The 16,335-nt window shown below is 61.9% G+C and carries 16 protein-coding genes; 11 read left to right on the plus strand and 5 right to left on the minus strand.

Going from position 1 to position 16,335, the window contains the following annotated elements; all coding sequences use genetic code 11:
• Positions 1-12: 12 nt before the first annotated feature.
• Both ACZ5IL_RS06525 and aptA read right to left on the minus strand, forming a co-directional pair.
• Positions 13-1,455 carry an EAL domain-containing protein gene (locus tag ACZ5IL_RS06525; protein WP_464595872.1) on the minus strand — a complete coding sequence of 481 codons (1,443 nt, stop codon included), beginning with the start codon at positions 1,453-1,455 and terminating at the stop codon, positions 13-15.
• Positions 1,456-1,576: 121 nt separating this feature from the next.
• Complete coding sequence (aptA, locus tag ACZ5IL_RS06530; RefSeq protein ID WP_464595874.1) at positions 1,577-2,914, minus strand: omega-aminotransferase AptA; 1,338 nt, start codon at positions 2,912-2,914, stop codon at positions 1,577-1,579.
• Between the two features lie 398 nt (positions 2,915-3,312).
• On the opposite strand from aptA, the gene ACZ5IL_RS06535 reads away from it, so the two are divergent.
• The 3 genes from ACZ5IL_RS06535 to hisS all read left to right on the plus strand — a co-directional run bounded on the left by ACZ5IL_RS06535 (position 3,313) and on the right by hisS (position 7,087).
• On the plus strand, positions 3,313-3,750 hold the full coding sequence (locus ACZ5IL_RS06535) for a TadE/TadG family type IV pilus assembly protein (RefSeq protein ID WP_464595875.1): 438 nt from the start codon (positions 3,313-3,315) through the stop codon (positions 3,748-3,750).
• Between the two features lie 11 nt (positions 3,751-3,761).
• A complete protein-coding gene (locus ACZ5IL_RS06540; RefSeq protein ID WP_464595876.1) occupies positions 3,762-5,426 on the plus strand; it encodes a pilus assembly protein TadG-related protein in 1,665 nt (554 codons plus the stop codon).
• 113 nt (positions 5,427-5,539) lie between these two features.
• A complete protein-coding gene (hisS, locus tag ACZ5IL_RS06545) occupies positions 5,540-7,087 on the plus strand; it encodes a histidine--tRNA ligase (RefSeq protein WP_464595878.1) in 1,548 nt (515 codons plus the stop codon).
• 105 nt (positions 7,088-7,192) lie between these two features.
• Here hisS and ACZ5IL_RS06550 read toward each other — a convergent pair whose 3' ends face one another.
• Together ACZ5IL_RS06550 and ACZ5IL_RS06555 are read right to left on the minus strand one after the other, a co-directional pair.
• Positions 7,193-7,723 carry a DUF3617 domain-containing protein gene (locus tag ACZ5IL_RS06550; protein ID WP_464595879.1) on the minus strand — a complete coding sequence of 177 codons (531 nt, stop codon included), beginning with the start codon at positions 7,721-7,723 and terminating at the stop codon, positions 7,193-7,195.
• A 162-nt stretch (positions 7,724-7,885) separates the two neighbouring features.
• Positions 7,886-8,176 carry a hypothetical protein gene (locus tag ACZ5IL_RS06555; protein WP_464595881.1) on the minus strand — a complete coding sequence of 97 codons (291 nt, stop codon included), beginning with the start codon at positions 8,174-8,176 and terminating at the stop codon, positions 7,886-7,888.
• A 166-nt stretch (positions 8,177-8,342) separates the two neighbouring features.
• On the opposite strand from ACZ5IL_RS06555, the gene ACZ5IL_RS06560 reads away from it, so the two are divergent.
• The 3 genes from ACZ5IL_RS06560 to ACZ5IL_RS06570 all read left to right on the plus strand — a co-directional run bounded on the left by ACZ5IL_RS06560 (position 8,343) and on the right by ACZ5IL_RS06570 (position 10,640).
• Positions 8,343-8,798, plus strand: coding sequence for a hypothetical protein (locus ACZ5IL_RS06560; protein WP_079447557.1), 456 nt, complete (start codon positions 8,343-8,345; stop codon positions 8,796-8,798).
• A gap of 237 nt (positions 8,799-9,035) precedes the next feature.
• Complete coding sequence (locus ACZ5IL_RS06565) at positions 9,036-9,692, plus strand: ribonuclease T2 family protein (protein ID WP_464596855.1); 657 nt, start codon at positions 9,036-9,038, stop codon at positions 9,690-9,692.
• Between the two features lie 93 nt (positions 9,693-9,785).
• On the plus strand, positions 9,786-10,640 hold the full coding sequence (locus tag ACZ5IL_RS06570; RefSeq protein ID WP_464595883.1) for a 23S rRNA (adenine(2030)-N(6))-methyltransferase RlmJ: 855 nt from the start codon (positions 9,786-9,788) through the stop codon (positions 10,638-10,640).
• Between the two features lie 148 nt (positions 10,641-10,788).
• Here the strand turns inward: ACZ5IL_RS06570 and ACZ5IL_RS06575 are convergent, their stop codons facing one another.
• Positions 10,789-11,409: an outer membrane protein gene (locus tag ACZ5IL_RS06575; protein WP_079447554.1), complete on the minus strand. Its 621-nt coding sequence runs from the start codon at positions 11,407-11,409 to the stop codon at positions 10,789-10,791.
• 277 nt (positions 11,410-11,686) lie between these two features.
• Here ACZ5IL_RS06575 and uvrC point away from each other — a divergent pair, with 277 nt between their 5' ends.
• From uvrC to prmB, 5 genes are all read left to right on the plus strand, one after another.
• Positions 11,687-13,741 (plus strand): excinuclease ABC subunit UvrC, encoded by a 2,055-nt coding sequence (gene uvrC / locus ACZ5IL_RS06580; protein ID WP_464595885.1) that lies wholly within the window; start codon positions 11,687-11,689, stop codon positions 13,739-13,741.
• Positions 13,742-13,875: 134 nt separating this feature from the next.
• Positions 13,876-14,493 (plus strand): CDP-diacylglycerol--glycerol-3-phosphate 3-phosphatidyltransferase, encoded by a 618-nt coding sequence (gene pgsA, locus ACZ5IL_RS06585; RefSeq protein ID WP_464595887.1) that lies wholly within the window; start codon positions 13,876-13,878, stop codon positions 14,491-14,493.
• Positions 14,490-14,741, plus strand: coding sequence for a molybdopterin converting factor subunit 1 (moaD, locus tag ACZ5IL_RS06590; RefSeq protein WP_079447551.1), 252 nt, complete (start codon positions 14,490-14,492; stop codon positions 14,739-14,741). The genes pgsA and moaD overlap by 4 nt, the downstream gene beginning before the upstream one ends.
• Positions 14,742-14,763: 22 nt before the next feature.
• Positions 14,764-15,243 (plus strand): molybdenum cofactor biosynthesis protein MoaE, encoded by a 480-nt coding sequence (locus ACZ5IL_RS06595; RefSeq protein WP_464595888.1) that lies wholly within the window; start codon positions 14,764-14,766, stop codon positions 15,241-15,243.
• Positions 15,243-16,283 carry a 50S ribosomal protein L3 N(5)-glutamine methyltransferase gene (gene prmB / locus ACZ5IL_RS06600; RefSeq protein WP_464595889.1) on the plus strand — a complete coding sequence of 347 codons (1,041 nt, stop codon included), beginning with the start codon at positions 15,243-15,245 and terminating at the stop codon, positions 16,281-16,283. Before ACZ5IL_RS06595 ends, prmB begins: the two co-directional genes overlap by 1 nt.
• The last annotated feature ends 52 nt before the right edge of the window (positions 16,284-16,335 follow it).

The following is a 16,335-nucleotide window of genomic DNA, read 5'->3' on the forward strand; positions in this document are numbered from 1 at the left end:
AGTCGGATGCTTTCAGGCAGCGCCGCCAGCGCGACGTGCCAGGGCAGCGTTGCCGGTCACGCGAGACGAACGTTCGGGCTTGATCGCGTCAGTTTTCAGGGTTCCGGCTTCACCCGGTCTGGCTGCGCTGTTGGCGCGCGACTTTGCCTTGTCAGTTGTGTCCTCCGCCGCATCCTGGCGTAGCGGCCGCGGCGCGGCGAATAGGAAACCCTGGCCAAAGCGAACGTTGTAGTCGAGCAAATCGACGACCGCCGCTTCTTCTTCGATCCGCTCCGCGATCAGGTCGATGCCGAAGCGTCCCAGCAGATCGGATATGTCGGCCGGATGGATATCGGAGGTCGACGTTTGTTTCTGGTCCAGCAGGAGCGAGGCGGGCACCTTGATGAAGCGGACGCCGCGGTCGGCCAGTTCGCGCGGTTCAATTCGCAGATTCGCTACATGGTCGACCGAGAACCTGTAGCCGAGCTGCGTCATCGCGGCCAGGCGTTTGCTTCCGGTGATGTCCAGAGCGCGCAGCGTATCGTGCTTGAATTCGAGAATCAGCGAGGGGGCCAACGCACGATTGGCTTCGAGAATGTCGAGGCACTGCGCGAATGTGGTGGGGTTTCCGAGCGTCGCCAAGGCGACGTTGCAGAACAGGCCGGCATCCTTGTTGCGCGATTGAAGCCGCTGCAGAACTTGCATGCAGCGGAACAAGATCGTGTTGTCCAGTTGCCCCATCAAGCCCACAGATTCGGCGGCTGGAATGAACTCGCCGGCTGCGAGGTATGCGCCACGGGCATTGCGCAGCCGCGTCATCGCTTCGTAGTAGCGTATCTTGCGCTGCGGAAGCGTAACGATCGGTTGCAGGAAGGTATCAATGCTGCCGGTCTCAATGGCGTTTTGGATGGCCAGGATCTGTAGGTCGGTGTCGGTCCGTGCGGAATTGATGGCCGTCCGAGTCAATGCCGGTGCAATCGCCCTCGCGGGGGGCTCACGGTGGGCGGGTCTCTCCGGTGTCACCGGTTCGAACGCGGGCGCGGAAGCGGCTGATGGCAAGTCGGTCAGCTTGTCGTCATGGGCGGCGACCGTGGCGGCGAGCTGCTTGACCAGCCCGCCGAGTTCGTTGATTTCACCAAGCGCGGATTGAAGTCCGGATTGCGTGCGGTCCGAACCAGCGGAATTCGCCGAGGCAATCTTGCTTTCGGCTGCCGCGAGGCGGCGCCCGAAATCGGAGACCTGGCGGGCAAGGTCGGCGACGCCCTGCGACAGGTCCGCGATCTGGCCTTCGGCGTTGTTGTCGCCGCGTAACCGCATGGACACTGCATTGTAGAGAATAAGGAATGCCAGGACCGTCAGCGCTACGATGGCTGACTCCGACGCGCGCAGGGCCGTAACGGTGTAGAGCACGATGCCCACCGAGGCGGAGACCAGCACCATGCAGAGAGCAATGAATATCGTGGAAATACGAATCATCTGGCGTAAATGCTTCCGGCGTGGAGCGATCTGCGGCGCTTCCGATCCCCCGCACTACCATTGTTGCTGATTCGGCGGATGGGTCTTTCTGAAGTTGTCCGCCGAAAATCGGGCCGATGGTTCAGGTGACGGCGCGAATCACCTTGGCGGTCTTTTCGATGATTTCGCCGACCTGATCGTCGCTGACGATCAACGGCGGGGTAAGTGCCAGCGTGTCGCCTGCGACGCGCATCATCAGATCGTAATCGTGGAACGCGGATCTCAGGGCCGCAAAGCCGCGGTCGCCCGGCCCGTTTTCGTTGGGGGCGAGCTCGATGCCCGCCGTGATGCCGACGGTGCGGATGTCCACCACGTTAGGTTCGTCGCGCAGGCTCATCATCGCGTCCGCGAACTTCGGTTCCAGGCTGCGAGCACGCTCGAAAAGCTTTTCGTCGCGGTAAATATCGAGCGTGGCAAGCCCTGCGGCGCAGGCCAGCGGGTGTGCTGAATAGGTATAGCCGTGGAACAGTTCCACGGCATTCGCCGGGCCGGTCATGAAGGCATCGTGGATGGTGTCGCGCACCAGTACGCCGCCCATCGGGGCCGCGCCGTTCGTCACTCCCTTTGCAAAGGTGATCATGTCGGGGAGCACGCCATAGCGCTCGGCGGCGAAGGCGTAACCGAGGCGTCCGAAGCCGGTGATGACTTCGTCGAAGATAAGGAGGATGCCGTGCTTCTGCGTGATCTCGCGCAGCCGCTTAAGATAGCCTTTCGGCGCGGGTAGCACGCCCGTCGACCCGGCCATCGGCTCCACGATCACGGCGGCGATGGTTTGGGCGCCGTGCAGATTGACGAGGCGCTCCAGCTCGTCGGCAAGTTCCGCTCCCCATTGCGGTTCGCCTTTGCTGAACGCCTGCTTGTCGCGGTTGTAGGTGGATTGCAGATGGTCGACACCGGTGAGCAGCGCGCCGAACATTTTGCGGTTGCTGACGATGCCGCCGACCGCAGTGCCGCCGAAGCCGACGCCATGATAGGCCCGCTCGCGGCCAATCAGGCGGATGCGGTTCCCCTGACCGTTGAGCTGGTGATAGGCCAGCGCGAGCTTCAACGCGGTGTCCGCGGCCTCCGATCCGGAATTGCAGAAGAATACGTGATCGAGCCCTTCCGGCGCGAGCTCGGCGATGCGGCTTGCCAGTTCAAAGGCTTGCGGAATGCCGAACTGGAACGGCGGTGCGAAATCCAGCGCCTCGGCCTGTCTGGCGATCGCCGCCGCGATCTCGGCGCGGCCGTGACCGGCGTTGCAGCACCACATACCGGCAGCGCCGTCGAGGATTTTTCGGCCGTCGGTGGTGATGTAGTGCATGCCTTTTGCGCCGGCGAGCAGCCGTGGCGCTTTTTTGAAGGCGCGGTTGGCGGTGAAGGGCATCCAGAACGCAGCAAGATCGTTCGGCACGTTGAGGGCAAGGCTCTTGTCTAACATCGGGGATCCCTCATTTTTTCAGCGCGTTGCAGATGATGTTCGGACCCCCGCCGCGCAACATCAGCGTTGGTGGACACTTCAACTACGCTGCGCCTTCGGTGCCGACTCAGGATTTGAAAGGACTAGAGCCAACTCAACGATTCCAGCGTGTTCGGGTTCAGAAATTTGCTTGCCTACAGCGAAAATGAACCGAACTTCTGAGCTTGAACCACCCTAGAACTTTTTACGCGCCTGCGAAACGCAGTTTGCGTGATCGATCGCGTGCTGAAAATGCCGGGACATCTGCGGCGTCGTCAGGTGGCGGACGCGCGCTCACCTTACGGTCGAGACATAATATACTACTATTGGTTGATTTATTATTAATACACACTTAATAGCTGTGTGGCTCAATAAACCGCATGACAGACTTGCCACGCCACGCCTTGTGCCTTCCGCGCTTCGCCCGCTGCATCCGCGCCGCGTCCGCGGTCGAATTCGCGATACTTCTGCCGCTGTTCCTGGTGCTGGTATTCGGCATCGTCGTGTTCGGCGCCTACTTCACCATGGTGCATGGTGTGCAGCAACTTGCCGCGGAAGCGGCGCGTTCGTCGGTCGCGGGCTTGAGCGAGACAGAGCGCATCAGCCTTGCCGAAAACTACGTCACGACGAATGCCGGGTCGTATCCTCTGCTGCAGCCCGGACATCTCACCGTCAACGCGGCGACCTCCGGCAGCGACGTCTTCGTCGTCACTGTCAATTACGACGCCTCCGACAACCTCATTTTCACGTTGCCGTTCGTGCCGACGCCGCCTTCGACCATCATCCGCTCAGCGGCGATTCCGTTCGGCGGCTTTTGAGGAGACGCATGATGCGGAACCTGCTTCGGCGCTTCATTTCGGATACGCGCGGCAATTTCGCGATCATGGGGGCCGGGTGCATGGTGCTGGTGCTCGGCTGCACCGCGCTCGGCGTGGATGTCGGGTCGATCTACGCCGACCGCCGTAAGGCGCAGAGCGCCGCCGACCTTGCGGCTATCGTCGCCGCAGGCAACCTTGGCAAAGCCACGAGTGCGGCCGCCGCCACCGTGATGGCCAACGACTATCCGGCGAACGCGCTGCTTTCCGTCGAACTCGGCACGTTCACCGCGAATGCAGCGCTGGCGCCGCAGGCGCGCTTCGTCACCCCCGCGACCAGCGCGCCCAACGCGGCGCGGGTCACGCTGCGTACCGAGACGCCGCTTTATTTCGCGCGCATGTTCACCGGCGGCAGCAGCCACTTCGATATCACCAGCAGGGCAACGGCCGCGAGCACGGCGCTTGCCTCGTTCGCGATCGGCTCACGGCTGGTCTCGCTCAATGGCGGCCTGCTCAATGCAATGCTTGGCCGAATGCTCGGCACGACGCTGTCGCTTTCGGCGATGGACTATCAGGCGCTGATCGACGCTCACATCGACGCCTTTGATTTCATCAACGCACTGGCGACGCGGCTCGACCTGACCGGCGTCACTTACGACTCCGTGCTGTCCGGCGACGTGAAGGTCGGCGACATCGTGGCGGCGATGCTGAGCGCGCAGCAGGCGGCGAACGGCATGAACGCCGCGACCACGGCGCTGTCGAACGTCTCGCTGGCGCTTGCCGGGCTAACCACCACCATCGTGCCGGGGAAGCTGATCGACGTTGGCCCCTATGCGGCGATGACGGTCGGCTCGAAACCGAAAACAGGCGTCAGCGTCTCGGCGTTCGATCTGCTTTCGGCGACCGGTGCGATCGCCAATGGCAGCAACCAGATCGCGGCCTCCGTCAATCTCGGACTACCCGGCATCGCCAGCGTCACCGTGATGGCGACGGTCGGTGAGCGCCCGCAAGGGACAAGCTGGATGACGGTCGGGACTGAAGGCGCGAGCGTGCACACCGCACAGACCCGCGTGCTGGTATCGATCAAGTTGCTTGGCAGCGGCCCGGTCGCGGCCGTCAATCTTCCGGTCTATGTCGAGGTCGCCTCTGGCACGGCCACGCTGAACGCTGTGAGCTGCGGCCGTCCCGATATCAGCACATCCAACGTTACGCTGGGCGTCACGCCCGGCATCGTCGACGCCTGGATCGGCAACGTGTCGGCGGCCGAGATGACCAACTTCACCAGCAAGCCGGACCCAGGCGCGGCGATGCTGGTCAATCTCGGCGCAGTCACCGTGACAGGCCGCGCTCATGCCGGCATGGGCAACACCGCGCCGACGCCGGTGTCCTTCAGCTACGCAGACATTGCCGCGCAGACGAAGAAGACCGTGACCACAACCGATTTCACCTCGTCATTGACCGCGAGCTTGCTCGGCGATCTCTCGCTCAAGATCAATGTGGGGCCGCTGGGCCTGCCCATCCCCGGTCTCGGGCCCGCCGTGACGGGCATCATCAGCGGCGCCACCGCGTCGATCGATCAGGTGCTGGCGCAGGTTTTGGCGACGCTCGGCGTCGGCATCGGGCAGGCGGATGTCTGGGTCTCCGGCATCCGCTGCGACGGGGCTGTGCTGGTGAATTGATCTCCCGCAAGGGGAGAGGGATAACGAGTTCGCCTTGCCCGCTTGCCCGTCGGCTGGTAACCCGACGCTGATTTTGTAGACGACGGAAATCTACAAACACAGCAGCGAGTCCCATGTCCGACAAGAAACCGAAAAAGCCGCAAAAACTCCGCGCCCGCCTGCCGCGCGGGCTGGAGGATCGCGGGCCCGCCGCTATCGCCGCCACGCGGCAGATGGTGGAAAAAATCCGCGCGGTCTACGAGCGCTACGGCTTCGAGCCGGTCGAAACGCCCGCTTTTGAATACACCGACGCGCTCGGAAAATTCCTGCCGGACCAGGATCGCCCCAATGAGGGTGTGTTCTCGTTTCAGGATGACGACGAGCAGTGGATCAGCTTGCGCTATGATCTCACCGCGCCGCTGGCGCGTTATGTGGCTGAAAATTTTCAGAACCTCGCGCTGCCCTATCGCAGCTATCGCGCCGGCTATGTGTTCCGCAACGAGAAGCCGGGACCGGGACGCTTCCGGCAGTTCATGCAGTTCGATGCCGATACGGTCGGCAGCGCGTCGCCCGCCGCCGACGCCGAGATGTGCATGATGGCCGCGGACACCATGGAAGCGCTCGGCATCCCGCGTGGGCAATACGTGGTGAAGGTGAATAACCGCAAGGTGCTCGATGGCGTGATGGAAAGCATCGGGCTTGGTGGCGACGAGAACGCAGGACGCAGACTCACGGTGCTGCGCGCGATCGATAAACTGGACAAGTTTCCGATCGGGGAGGTCGAGAAACTGCTCGGCGACGGTCGGTGGGACGGGGGCGAGGAAGGCAAGGGCGATTTCACCAAGGGTGCGGGTCTAGATGTTATCGGGATTTCTCGAGTCGTGAATTTTACCGGATGGCACGGTGAAACGTCAGGCTCTAAAAGCACCGTCGGCTCAAACGAAGTAACGATCGCTAATTTCGAAGATGCCGTTGAAGGTAATGCTCTGGGAAAAGAAGGCGTCGCCGAGCTAACGCAAATCAAGAATTTGGTTGCTGCTTCCGGCTATGACGATGGCCGCGTTTTGATTGATCCCTCCGTCGTGCGCGGTCTCGAATATTACACCGGTCCGGTCTACGAAGTAGAATTGCTGCTCGAAACCAAGGACGAAAAGGGTCGCCCGGTGCGCTTCGGCTCGGTCGGCGGCGGTGGGCGTTACGACGGTCTCGTCTCGCGCTTCCGCGGCGAGCCGGTGCCGGCGACCGGTTTCTCCATCGGCGTCTCGCGTCTGCAAGCCGCGCTGACCATGCTCGGAAAGCTCGACACAAAACCGCAGCCGGGTCCGGTGGTCGTCACCGTGTTCGGCGGCGACCTCGCGGGTTACCAGAAAATGGTCGCGGCGCTGCGTAACGCGGGAATTCGTGCTGAGCTGTATCTCGGCAATCCCAAACATTCGCTCGGCCAGCAGATGAAATACGCAGACAAGCGAAATTCGCCGTGCGCGATCATTCAGGGCAGCGACGAGAAGGCCAACGGCAAGGTGCAGATCAAGGACTTGATCGCGGGCGCCGGGCTGACCTCGATCGAGGACCGAGCTGAGTATCTGAAGAAGCAGGCTGAGGCGCAGATTGAAGTCAGCGAGAGTGATCTCGTCGCCGAAGTGCGGAAGCTGCTCACGCGTCACGGCGTGAGGTGGGATTAGCCATCGTCTTGCCTGCGCAGGCTCGCGCGTTTTTCGAGCGAAGCGGATACCGCTTCGCGTCAAGAAAGATCCGGGTTTCTGATTCTGTCCCGCAGCAGAAAGGCTCTAGTGCGGCACCATCGACTTGTATTTTTCAAAGTCGCGCACGTTCATCTTGAAGCCGCCGGGCATCACGACATCGCCGGGTTTCTGGCCCTCCTTGCAAGGGCCGGCCCATTTCGCCGCTATGGTGACCTTGTTGTCTTGGCTTCCGAGCTTGCCGCCTTGGCTGTGCGAGGTGACGTTCACCGTGTAGGCGGAGTTGAAATCGCCTGAGGTTTCGGCGTGCGATGTCACGGTCGTGCCGGCCATGGTGCAGACCGAATCCATCACGTAGCCGGTTGCGGCTTTCTGGATGTCGGTCTTGGAGCAGTTCTGCTTGGCGGAGGGGGCGAAATCCGACATGAACTCGCGGTCCACGGCCTCGCTGGTGCATTGCTGAACCACAACCGCCGGCATTCTGCCGCCCTCGTGGTCCAGCTTGATGTCCCAAAGCCCGGCCTTGCGCAGCGGCAGTTGCACCTCCGCCAGCGCTGGTGCTGCGGAGAGAAGAAGTAGCGGCAGGAGAGAAATCGAGAGCCGAAGAGACCGTCGCATCGCAAGCTCCGTCGGTGGGATGTCGTGGCGCGGACCTGCCATTCGTATCCCCTTTGAATAGCCGGGGACAGCCACACTAAAAAGTTTTTGATTGGGAGTCGCTTGCAGCGTTTGCTGTAAAATTGGCAGCGAACGCCGAATTCACTCCACAAGGGTGCAGGCTCAGTAGCGCGTCTGCAGCGGAGGCTGATCCGGACCATAGGGCACCCAGCGGCAAGCGAACGAGATGTAGCCGCCGGGATAGGCCTGGACGCCGAGGAACTTCGCCACTTTGCCGTAGCGCGCACAGTGATCGACCGCAATCACGCGAAAATCTGCCTGATGCGCCAGCGAATAGGAGATAATACCGCCGGTGTCGTTGCCTTTGAGCGGCGGCACCCAGTCGGCCTGCGCTGATCCGCAAACCAGCGCGCTGGTCATCGCCGCCAGCAAAGCCGCTCCGAACAATCTCATCCTCATCTCCATCGTTGCGACTCGAACCTTAGAACGCGGAGCGGGCTGTGGAAAGAACAGCGAGCCGTTCCTCATGGAGTTAGGCTGCGGGTGTTGCCTTGCCGCACTTGACCTTGCGCGTGCTTCGCGGCACCGTCAGAAGGCTTAGATTCATCGGCGGAACTCCATGCGCAACCTTATCACATCCTTGAAGAAACCCGCTGTCGGCACGATGCTCGGCGCAGCATTGGGGCTGTTCGCGACGATGCCGGTTGCGCACGCATTCAATTTTCCTGTGTTCGGGCCGTCCTATGAGGGGCGGTTGCCGGGCTGTGAGGCCGGGTTGCCGACCATCACGACGCAATTTTGGGAGAAGGAAAGGAAGTTCTGGAATTCCCCGCTGCGCATCACCGCCTATGGCAACGTCCATGAAAAGGCGTTCCGGCCCCGGGAGTCCAACAATATCCCCCGCCGCTACTGCACCGCCGAGGCGATGGTCAGCGACGGCAAAGTCCGCACCGTGCATTATTCCATCATAGAGGACGGCGGGATTGCCAGCATGGGGCAGGGCGTCGAGTGGTGCGTGGTCGGCCTTGATCGCAACTGGGCCTATAATCCGGGCTGCCTAACCGCCCAACCATAAATAAGAAGGGCTTGGTTCTGATCCCGGAAGGGAAAGGCTTGACCCGTGTTCTCATCGCGAGGGCGGGCGGAAACCCCTTATACACTATCCTTATAGAGCTTCAGAGATGTCCCGGCCTCGGGTCGTTATGCTATGGTGGCCTGGTTCTCGTCGGATATCGCGCGAGGACCGGATTCCGGCTGGGGCTGAGGAGTTGGCGTCATGAAGTGGGTGTCTCGCGCGGCGGCCGCGTCTATTATGTCGTGGCTGATCCTGCTTGCGGGGTGGACGGCCGATGCGGCGGCAAAAGACCAACGACAGAATGCGCCCGGCGCATTCGATTTCTATGTGCTGTCGCTGTCATGGTCTCCGTCGTTCTGCGCTGCCGCGGCGGAACGCGGCAGTTCCAGCCGGTCGCAGCAGGGCCAGTGCGGCGAGCGACCGTTCTCTTTTGTGGTGCACGGCCTTTGGCCGCAATACGAGCACGGCTTTCCCGATTATTGTCAGCGTCCTGCGCCGCGGCTTGATCGCCGCATCATGACCTCGATGCTGGATTTGATGCCGGCGCCGGGTCTGATCTACAGCCAGTGGGATAAGCACGGCACCTGCTCAGGGCTCAGCGCAGAGGCTTACTTCGAGACTGTCCGCAAATCACGCGCCGCTGTGAAGATTCCGGCGGAATTCCTCGATCTCGCCGCACCGAAGAGCACGACGCCCGATGCTATCGAGAGCGCCTTCATCAAGAACAATCCGGGCCTCAGCCAGTCCGCAATTGCGGTGATCTGCGACCGGACCAGGCTCAGCGAGGTGCGAATCTGCATGAACAAGGACCTGCAATTCCGCGCGTGTGAGGAAATCGACCGGCGCGCCTGCGTCCGGGACCAGGTGGTGATGCCTCCGGTGCGCGGCGGGTAGTATTTCGTCTCCTTCCGCGCGTATTGGAACGGTAAGACGTCTGGCCGGACTTAATGGCGTTGCTCCGAGAAATACCAAAAGAACTTCAGCACCATGAATTACCGCCACGCCTTCCACGCCGGTAACTTCGCCGACGTCATCAAGCATATCGTGCTGGTCCGCGTCCTGACCTATCTGCACGAGAAGCCGGCGGCCTTCCGTGTCATCGACACGCACGCGGGCGCGGGCGTCTACGATCTGACCGGTGAGGAGGCAGATCGCGGCGGAGAATGGCTGACCGGCATTGCGCGGCTGATGCAAGCACGCTTTTCCGACCCCGTTGCTCAGTTGGTTTCGCCCTATCTTGATATCGTCAGGGCCTTCAATCCCCACCGTGACCTGAGCTGCTATCCAGGATCACCCTTGATCGCGCGTGCTTTGCTGCGGCCGCAGGACCGGATGGTCGCCTGCGAAATCGAGCCTGTTGCACGCAAGCACTTGATCGGAGCGCTGCGCCGCGACACCCAGGCTAACGTGGTCGATCTTGACGGCTGGATGGGGCTTGCCGCTTTCGTGCCTCCGAAGGAGCGGCGCGGGCTGGTGCTGATCGACCCGCCGTTCGAGCGCAAGGACGAGTTCGAACGCCTCGCCGGCGGATTCTCCGAAGCCTTCGCCAAATGGCCGACCGGCTGCTACCTGCTCTGGTATCCGGCAAAGCGGCGCCGGGCGACGGACGATCTGGCCCGCAGGGTCGGCACCGTCGCGGGCGGCGACGCCGACAAATGCCTGCGACTGGAATTCAGCGTGGCGCCGCAGACCCCGGACGGGCCACTCACTTCGGCCGGGCTTCTGATCGTCAATCCACCATGGACGTTGAGAGCCGAACTCAAGTCCATCCTTCCCGAACTGGAGAAACCGCTGGGCCAGGGCGGCGCCGCCCGCTTCAAGCTTGAGGCGATCACCGATTGAGCCGGCCATGCCTGGGCGGATTGCCGTCAAAAAAAACCGGCCGCGAACGGCCGGAGGTTGGTGTGATGATTATTGTTCTCGTTATAGCGTTTTCGAGCGAAGTGGGATCCGGTTCGCTCGAAGAAAACGCGTCAAATCAAAAAGATCTCTAGAAGTGATAGTTTACCCCGGCGCGGACCATTCCGGATTGGTAGCTGTGAGGCGCGCCCGTAATCGTGAAATTGCTGCTCGACAGATCGACATACAGATACTCGACCTTTGCGGTCCAGTTCTGGTAGATACCAACTTCAGCGCCTACTCCGACCGTCCAGCCCGCATTGGTGTGGGATTCCGACAGAGCGAAGGTTTCGGCGCGCAGTTTACCGAAGGCAAGACCGCCGGTGCCGTAAACCAGGACGTTGTTGAACGCGTAGCCGACACGGCCGCGCACAGTGCCGAACCAGGGATTTGAGAATTTCCAGGCCGCGAAAGTATCGTTGGCGGCGTTGGCCTGGATGTCACCTTCGAGGCCGAACACCAGCGCACCGCTCTGCCAGTTGTAGCCGGCCTGCACGCCGCCAAACACGCCGTCCGGCCTGGTGAGGCTGTTCTGGACGCTGCCCCAGGCATATCCCAGGTTGCCGCCCAGATAGGGTCCCGCCCAGCTAAAGGCATTGAGCGGCTGGTTGACGGTGTAGGGCGCCCGGTAGGAGAAATCGGCGGCCTGCGCGGTGCCGATCAGCGCTGTGGATGCCACTGCAGCCAATGCTGCGATCATTGTCTTGGTCATCTCGGCACTCCAACCCTTTTACCGTTCCCACCGTGACATCGCGCGAGCCAGGTCCGTATGGCTACGAAATGCTAAATTCGATACGTAGGATTTATCGAAAGTTTTAAGTTAAACGGTCCTTAAGACGGTGCCCCCGCCGACTCTTGTCCTTAAGAAAGTGTTATCGGCATGGCCGCGCCGGGAACCGGTCGCGTGACGCTTTGCGCAGAGCCAAAGCCTCGCCCTGCCTGGGAGTGGATCGCTGGCATCGGCCGGCTTCATCGCTTAACTGAGGGACATGACGACCGATTCCTCCGATCCTGCGAAGCCGATCGGGCCAAGACAGCCGCCTGGTTCCGGAGCGGACATGCGGCGGCGCGGCGGGGTGCCGACGGAACAGGACGTCGATCCCGCAACCATTGAGACCGACGAGGACGACGAGTCGCGGCTGCCTGATCTTCCGGACGATACGTCCGATACGATCGCGGAGGCTCCGCTCGCGATCGGACGTGCGGCGATCGAACACGCGATTCGCCATGCGCCCACCTCGCCCGGCGTCTACCGTATGATGAATGCAGCGAGCGACGTGCTGTATGTCGGCAAAGCCAAGAACGTGCGCAAGCGTTTGTCGTCCTATGCGCGGCCGACAGGCCAGGTGATGCGCATCGCGCGCATGATTGCGGCGACGGCCACCGTCGAGATCGTATCGACCGAGACCGAGACCGAGGCGTTGCTGCTCGAAGCGAATTTGATCAAGCAGTTGCGGCCACGCTTCAACGTGCAACTTCGCGACGACAAGTCGTTCCCCTATATTCTGATCACTGGCGACCACTGGGCGCCGCAGATCCTCAAACATCGCGGCGCGCAGTCGCGGCCGGGCCGCTATTTCGGGCCTTTCGCGTCCGCCGGCGCCGTCGGTCGCACCATTACGGCGTTGCAGCGGGCGTTCCTGGTGCGCTCCTGCACCGACTCCTTTTTCGAAAGCCGAACGCGGCCTTGCCTGCTGTATCAGATCAGGCGTTGCGCCGGTCCCTGCACCGGCGAGATCGATTTTCCCGGCTATACGGCATTGGTTCGCGAGGCGACCGATTTCCTGTCCGGTCGCAGCCGTGCCGTGAAGGAGGAGCTGGCGCGGGAAATGGAAAAAGCCTCCGACGATCTCGCCTTTGAGCGCGCTGCGCTCTATCGCGACCGACTGGCCGCGCTGTCGGCGATCCAGTCGCAACAAGGCATCAACCCGCGCACGGTGGAAGAAGCGGACGTTTTCGCCATTCATCAGGAGGGCGGCTATTTCTGCGTCGAGGTATTCTTCTTCCGCACCGGACAGAACTGGGGCAACCGGGCCTATTTTCCGCGCGCGGAGAAATCGTTCACGCCGGAGGAGGTGCTTGGATCATTCCTCGCCCAGTTCTACGACGACAAGCCTCCGCCCAGGTTGATCCTGTTATCGCGCCCGATCGAGGAAAGCGAATTGCTCGCCCATGCGCTGTCGATCAAGGCTGGTTACGGGGTCAAGGTCTTAATGCCGCAGCGGGGCGAAAAGAAGGAGTTGGTCGCACACGCGTTGACCAACGCCCGCGAAGCGCTGGGCCGAAAACTGGCGGATACCGCGACGCAGTCGCGGCTGTTGCAGGGGTTGGCGATGGTGCTCGGCCTGCCGCAGGTGCCGCAGCGCGTCGAAGTCTACGACAACAGTCACATCCAGGGCACCAATGCGGTAGGGGCGATGATCGTCGCCGGTTCCGAAGGCTTTCTCAAGAATCAGTACCGCAAGTTCAACATCAAGTCTGATAACCTGACGCCCGGTGACGACTACGCGATGATGCGTGAGGTGTTGGAGCGCCGGTTCAAGAGATTGCTGACGCAGAAAGCTGAATCGGAACGGGACGCCGTTCCGCAATGGCCCGATCTCGTGATCATCGACGGCGGCCTCGGCCAGCTCAATGCCGCCCGCGGGATATTCGAGGCGCTGGGTCTGAGCCGGGTCTCGTTGGTGGCGGTTGCCAAGGGACCGGACCGTGATGCCGGCCGCGAAACCCTGTTCCTGCCGGATCGTCCAGCCATCAAGCTCGAACCGCGGGATCCGATTTTGTATTTTATCCAACGGTTGCGTGATGAGGCGCATCGGTTTGTCATCGGATCGCATCGTAAGCTGCGTAGAAAGGACATCCGAGAAGCCGGATTGCAGGAAGTTTCCGGTATTGGCCCCGCGCGTAAGCGCGCGCTGCTGCATCACTTCGGGACGCTAAAGGAGATTGAGCGGGCGTCGCTGGCAGACCTCGGCAAGGTTCCGGGCATAAGCGCCGAAAGTGCCCGCAGGATCTTCGATTTTTTCCACGCTCGGCCGGCGTAGGGGATTTGTTATGATATCCGGTCTTCTTTTTCGTATCAAGATCAATGAATTAAGACTACGGCAGCCGCGAGGTCGGCAAAATTGAGCGGCGCGGCCGGTTGACGTTCGCCCTGTGACAGTATTGGTAAGATGAAATGAGCACCGTAACCAGCCAGGCGACCGCGAAGCACATGCTGTCGCTTCCGAACATTCTCACCTGTGCCCGGATTGCCGCCATCCCCGTGGTGGTCGGCTGCGTTTATATGCAGTCGATCGTGGATGGGCCGCTATGGCTGCGCTGGGTGGCGCTGGGCGTGTTCATCGCGGCTGGCATCACCGATTTTTTCGACGGATATTATGCTAGAATTTGGGACCAGCAGTCGGCACTCGGCAAGATGCTCGATCCGATCGCCGACAAGCTTCTAGTGGCATCGTGTTTGTTGATGCTGGCGGCCGACGAAAGCATTCATGGCTGGACGCTCTGGGCCGCCATCGTGATCCTGTGCCGCGAAATCCTGGTGTCGGGTCTGCGCGAATATCTCGCGGAGCTGCGCGTCAGCGTGCCGGTAACCAAGCTCGCGAAATGGAAGACGACCGTGCAACTCGTCGCCATTGGCTTTCTGCTGGCGGGCGACGCCGCCAATCTGGTATTTCCGTTCACGACCATGATTGGCCTGGTCTTATTGTGGATTTCGGCGATCTTCACCATCTATACGGGCTGGGACTATTTCCACGCCGGTATTCACCACCTCATGGCGGAGGATGAAAAATGAAGGTGCTATATTTCGCCTGGGTGCGCGAGCGGGTCGGCAAGGCCGAGGAGGCGCTCGATCCCCCGCCGGCCGTCGCGACGGTTGCCGATCTGATCGCATGGTTGTCGCAGCGGGGCGATGAATACGCCCACGCATTCGAGAAGCCAAAGGTGATCCGCGCCGCGATCGACCGGATGCATGTCAATCAGGACACGACGATCGCGGGCGCGCGCGAAATTGCCTTCTTTCCGCCGATGACCGGCGGCTGATCTGTCAACTCCGGCTCCGTCGATGACCGTTCCCGTCACCATACGCCTGCAGGAAACCGACTTCGACGTCGCGCGCGAAGTCGCGGCGCTGTCGCGCGGCCGCACCGACATCGGCGCCGTCGTGAGTTTCTCCGGCATTTGCAGAAGCGACCAGGCTGGCGGCGAGGGTGGCGATGCGATCGCCGCGCTGATGCTGGAACATTATCCAGGCATGGCGGAGGCTGAGATCGCGCGTCACGCCGAGGAGGCGCTCTCGCGCTGGCCGCTCACAGGCATCACCATCATTCATCGTTACGGCCGGATCGTCCCTGGTGAGAACATCGTTCTCGTGGTCACTGCGTCGTCGCATCGCGAGGCGGCATTTCAGGGCGCCGAATTCCTGATGGACTATCTCAAGACGCAGGCGCCGTTCTGGAAACGCGAGGAGGGCGCTGCCGGGGCCAGCTGGGTGGATGCCCACGACCGCGACGACACCGCTGCGGCGCGCTGGGCCAAATCCTGATGGCGAGGACCGCCGCACGCGGCGGACGATCCAAAGTCGCGGCCGCCGGCTCGAACCGAAAACGCCCGCCGGAGCGAGCCACAGCAAAGGCTGCAAACTCTGCCGTTGCCAGAGCCTCGACTCCGGAACTCGAGACGATTTTCGACTATGTTCGTCATGCAGCCGCAAGGCTTGAGCGCGCGCATGTCATTTTCGCGCACGGCACCACCGATCCGGTCGCGGAGGCGGCCTTCCTGGTCGGCGAGGCCATGCACCTGCATCCGGACGAGGTCGAACCGCAGGCGGCGCGGCGCGTGCCGAAGGCGGCGGGCCGGCGCATTCTTGGCTGGATTGAGCAGCGCATCGCAACCCGCAAGCCTGCCGCCTATCTCGTCAACAGGATGTATATGCGCGGCTTGCCGTTCTATGTCGACGAGCGCGTGATCGTGCCGCGTTCGTTCATCGGGGAAATTTTGGATTCGCATTTCGGCGACGACGATGTGCTGCGTTTGCGTCATCCCGCAACCGTAACCCGTGTGCTCGATCTATGTACCGGCTCTGGATGCCTTGCCATTTTGGCCGCGCGCGCATTTCCGAATGCGACGGTCGATGCGACTGACCTGTCGGCGGACGCGCTCGCGGTCGCAGCGCGCAATGTACGCGAGCACGGCCTTGCCGATCGCATCCATGTTGCGCAGGGCGATCTGTTCACAGCAGTCAGTGGCAAGCGGTACGATCTCATTATCTCGAACCCGCCTTATGTCGATGCGAAGGGCATGGCGGGCCTGCCGCACGAGTGTCTTGCGGAGCCGCGGATGGCGTTCGACGGCGGTGCCGATGGCATCGATCTGGTGCGACAGATCATCGACGGCGCCAATACTCATCTCGCGCCCGGCGGCGGACTGTTGTGCGAGGTCGGTCGCTGCAAGCCGGCGATCGAAAAGGCTTATCCGCGCGCGGATTTGCTCTGGCTCGATACCGAGGAGTCCGAGGGCGAGGTGTTCTGGATCGAGGCCGCGCGGCTTGCGGATAGGTCTGCACATTCGGCCGGCGCGGCATGAGTGTGTGGCGTGTTGCGTTTATTCCTGCGTAACCGGCGCCGGATCGTTTGAA

The sequence above is a fragment of the Nitrobacter sp. CN101 genome, from assembly GCF_055390255.1.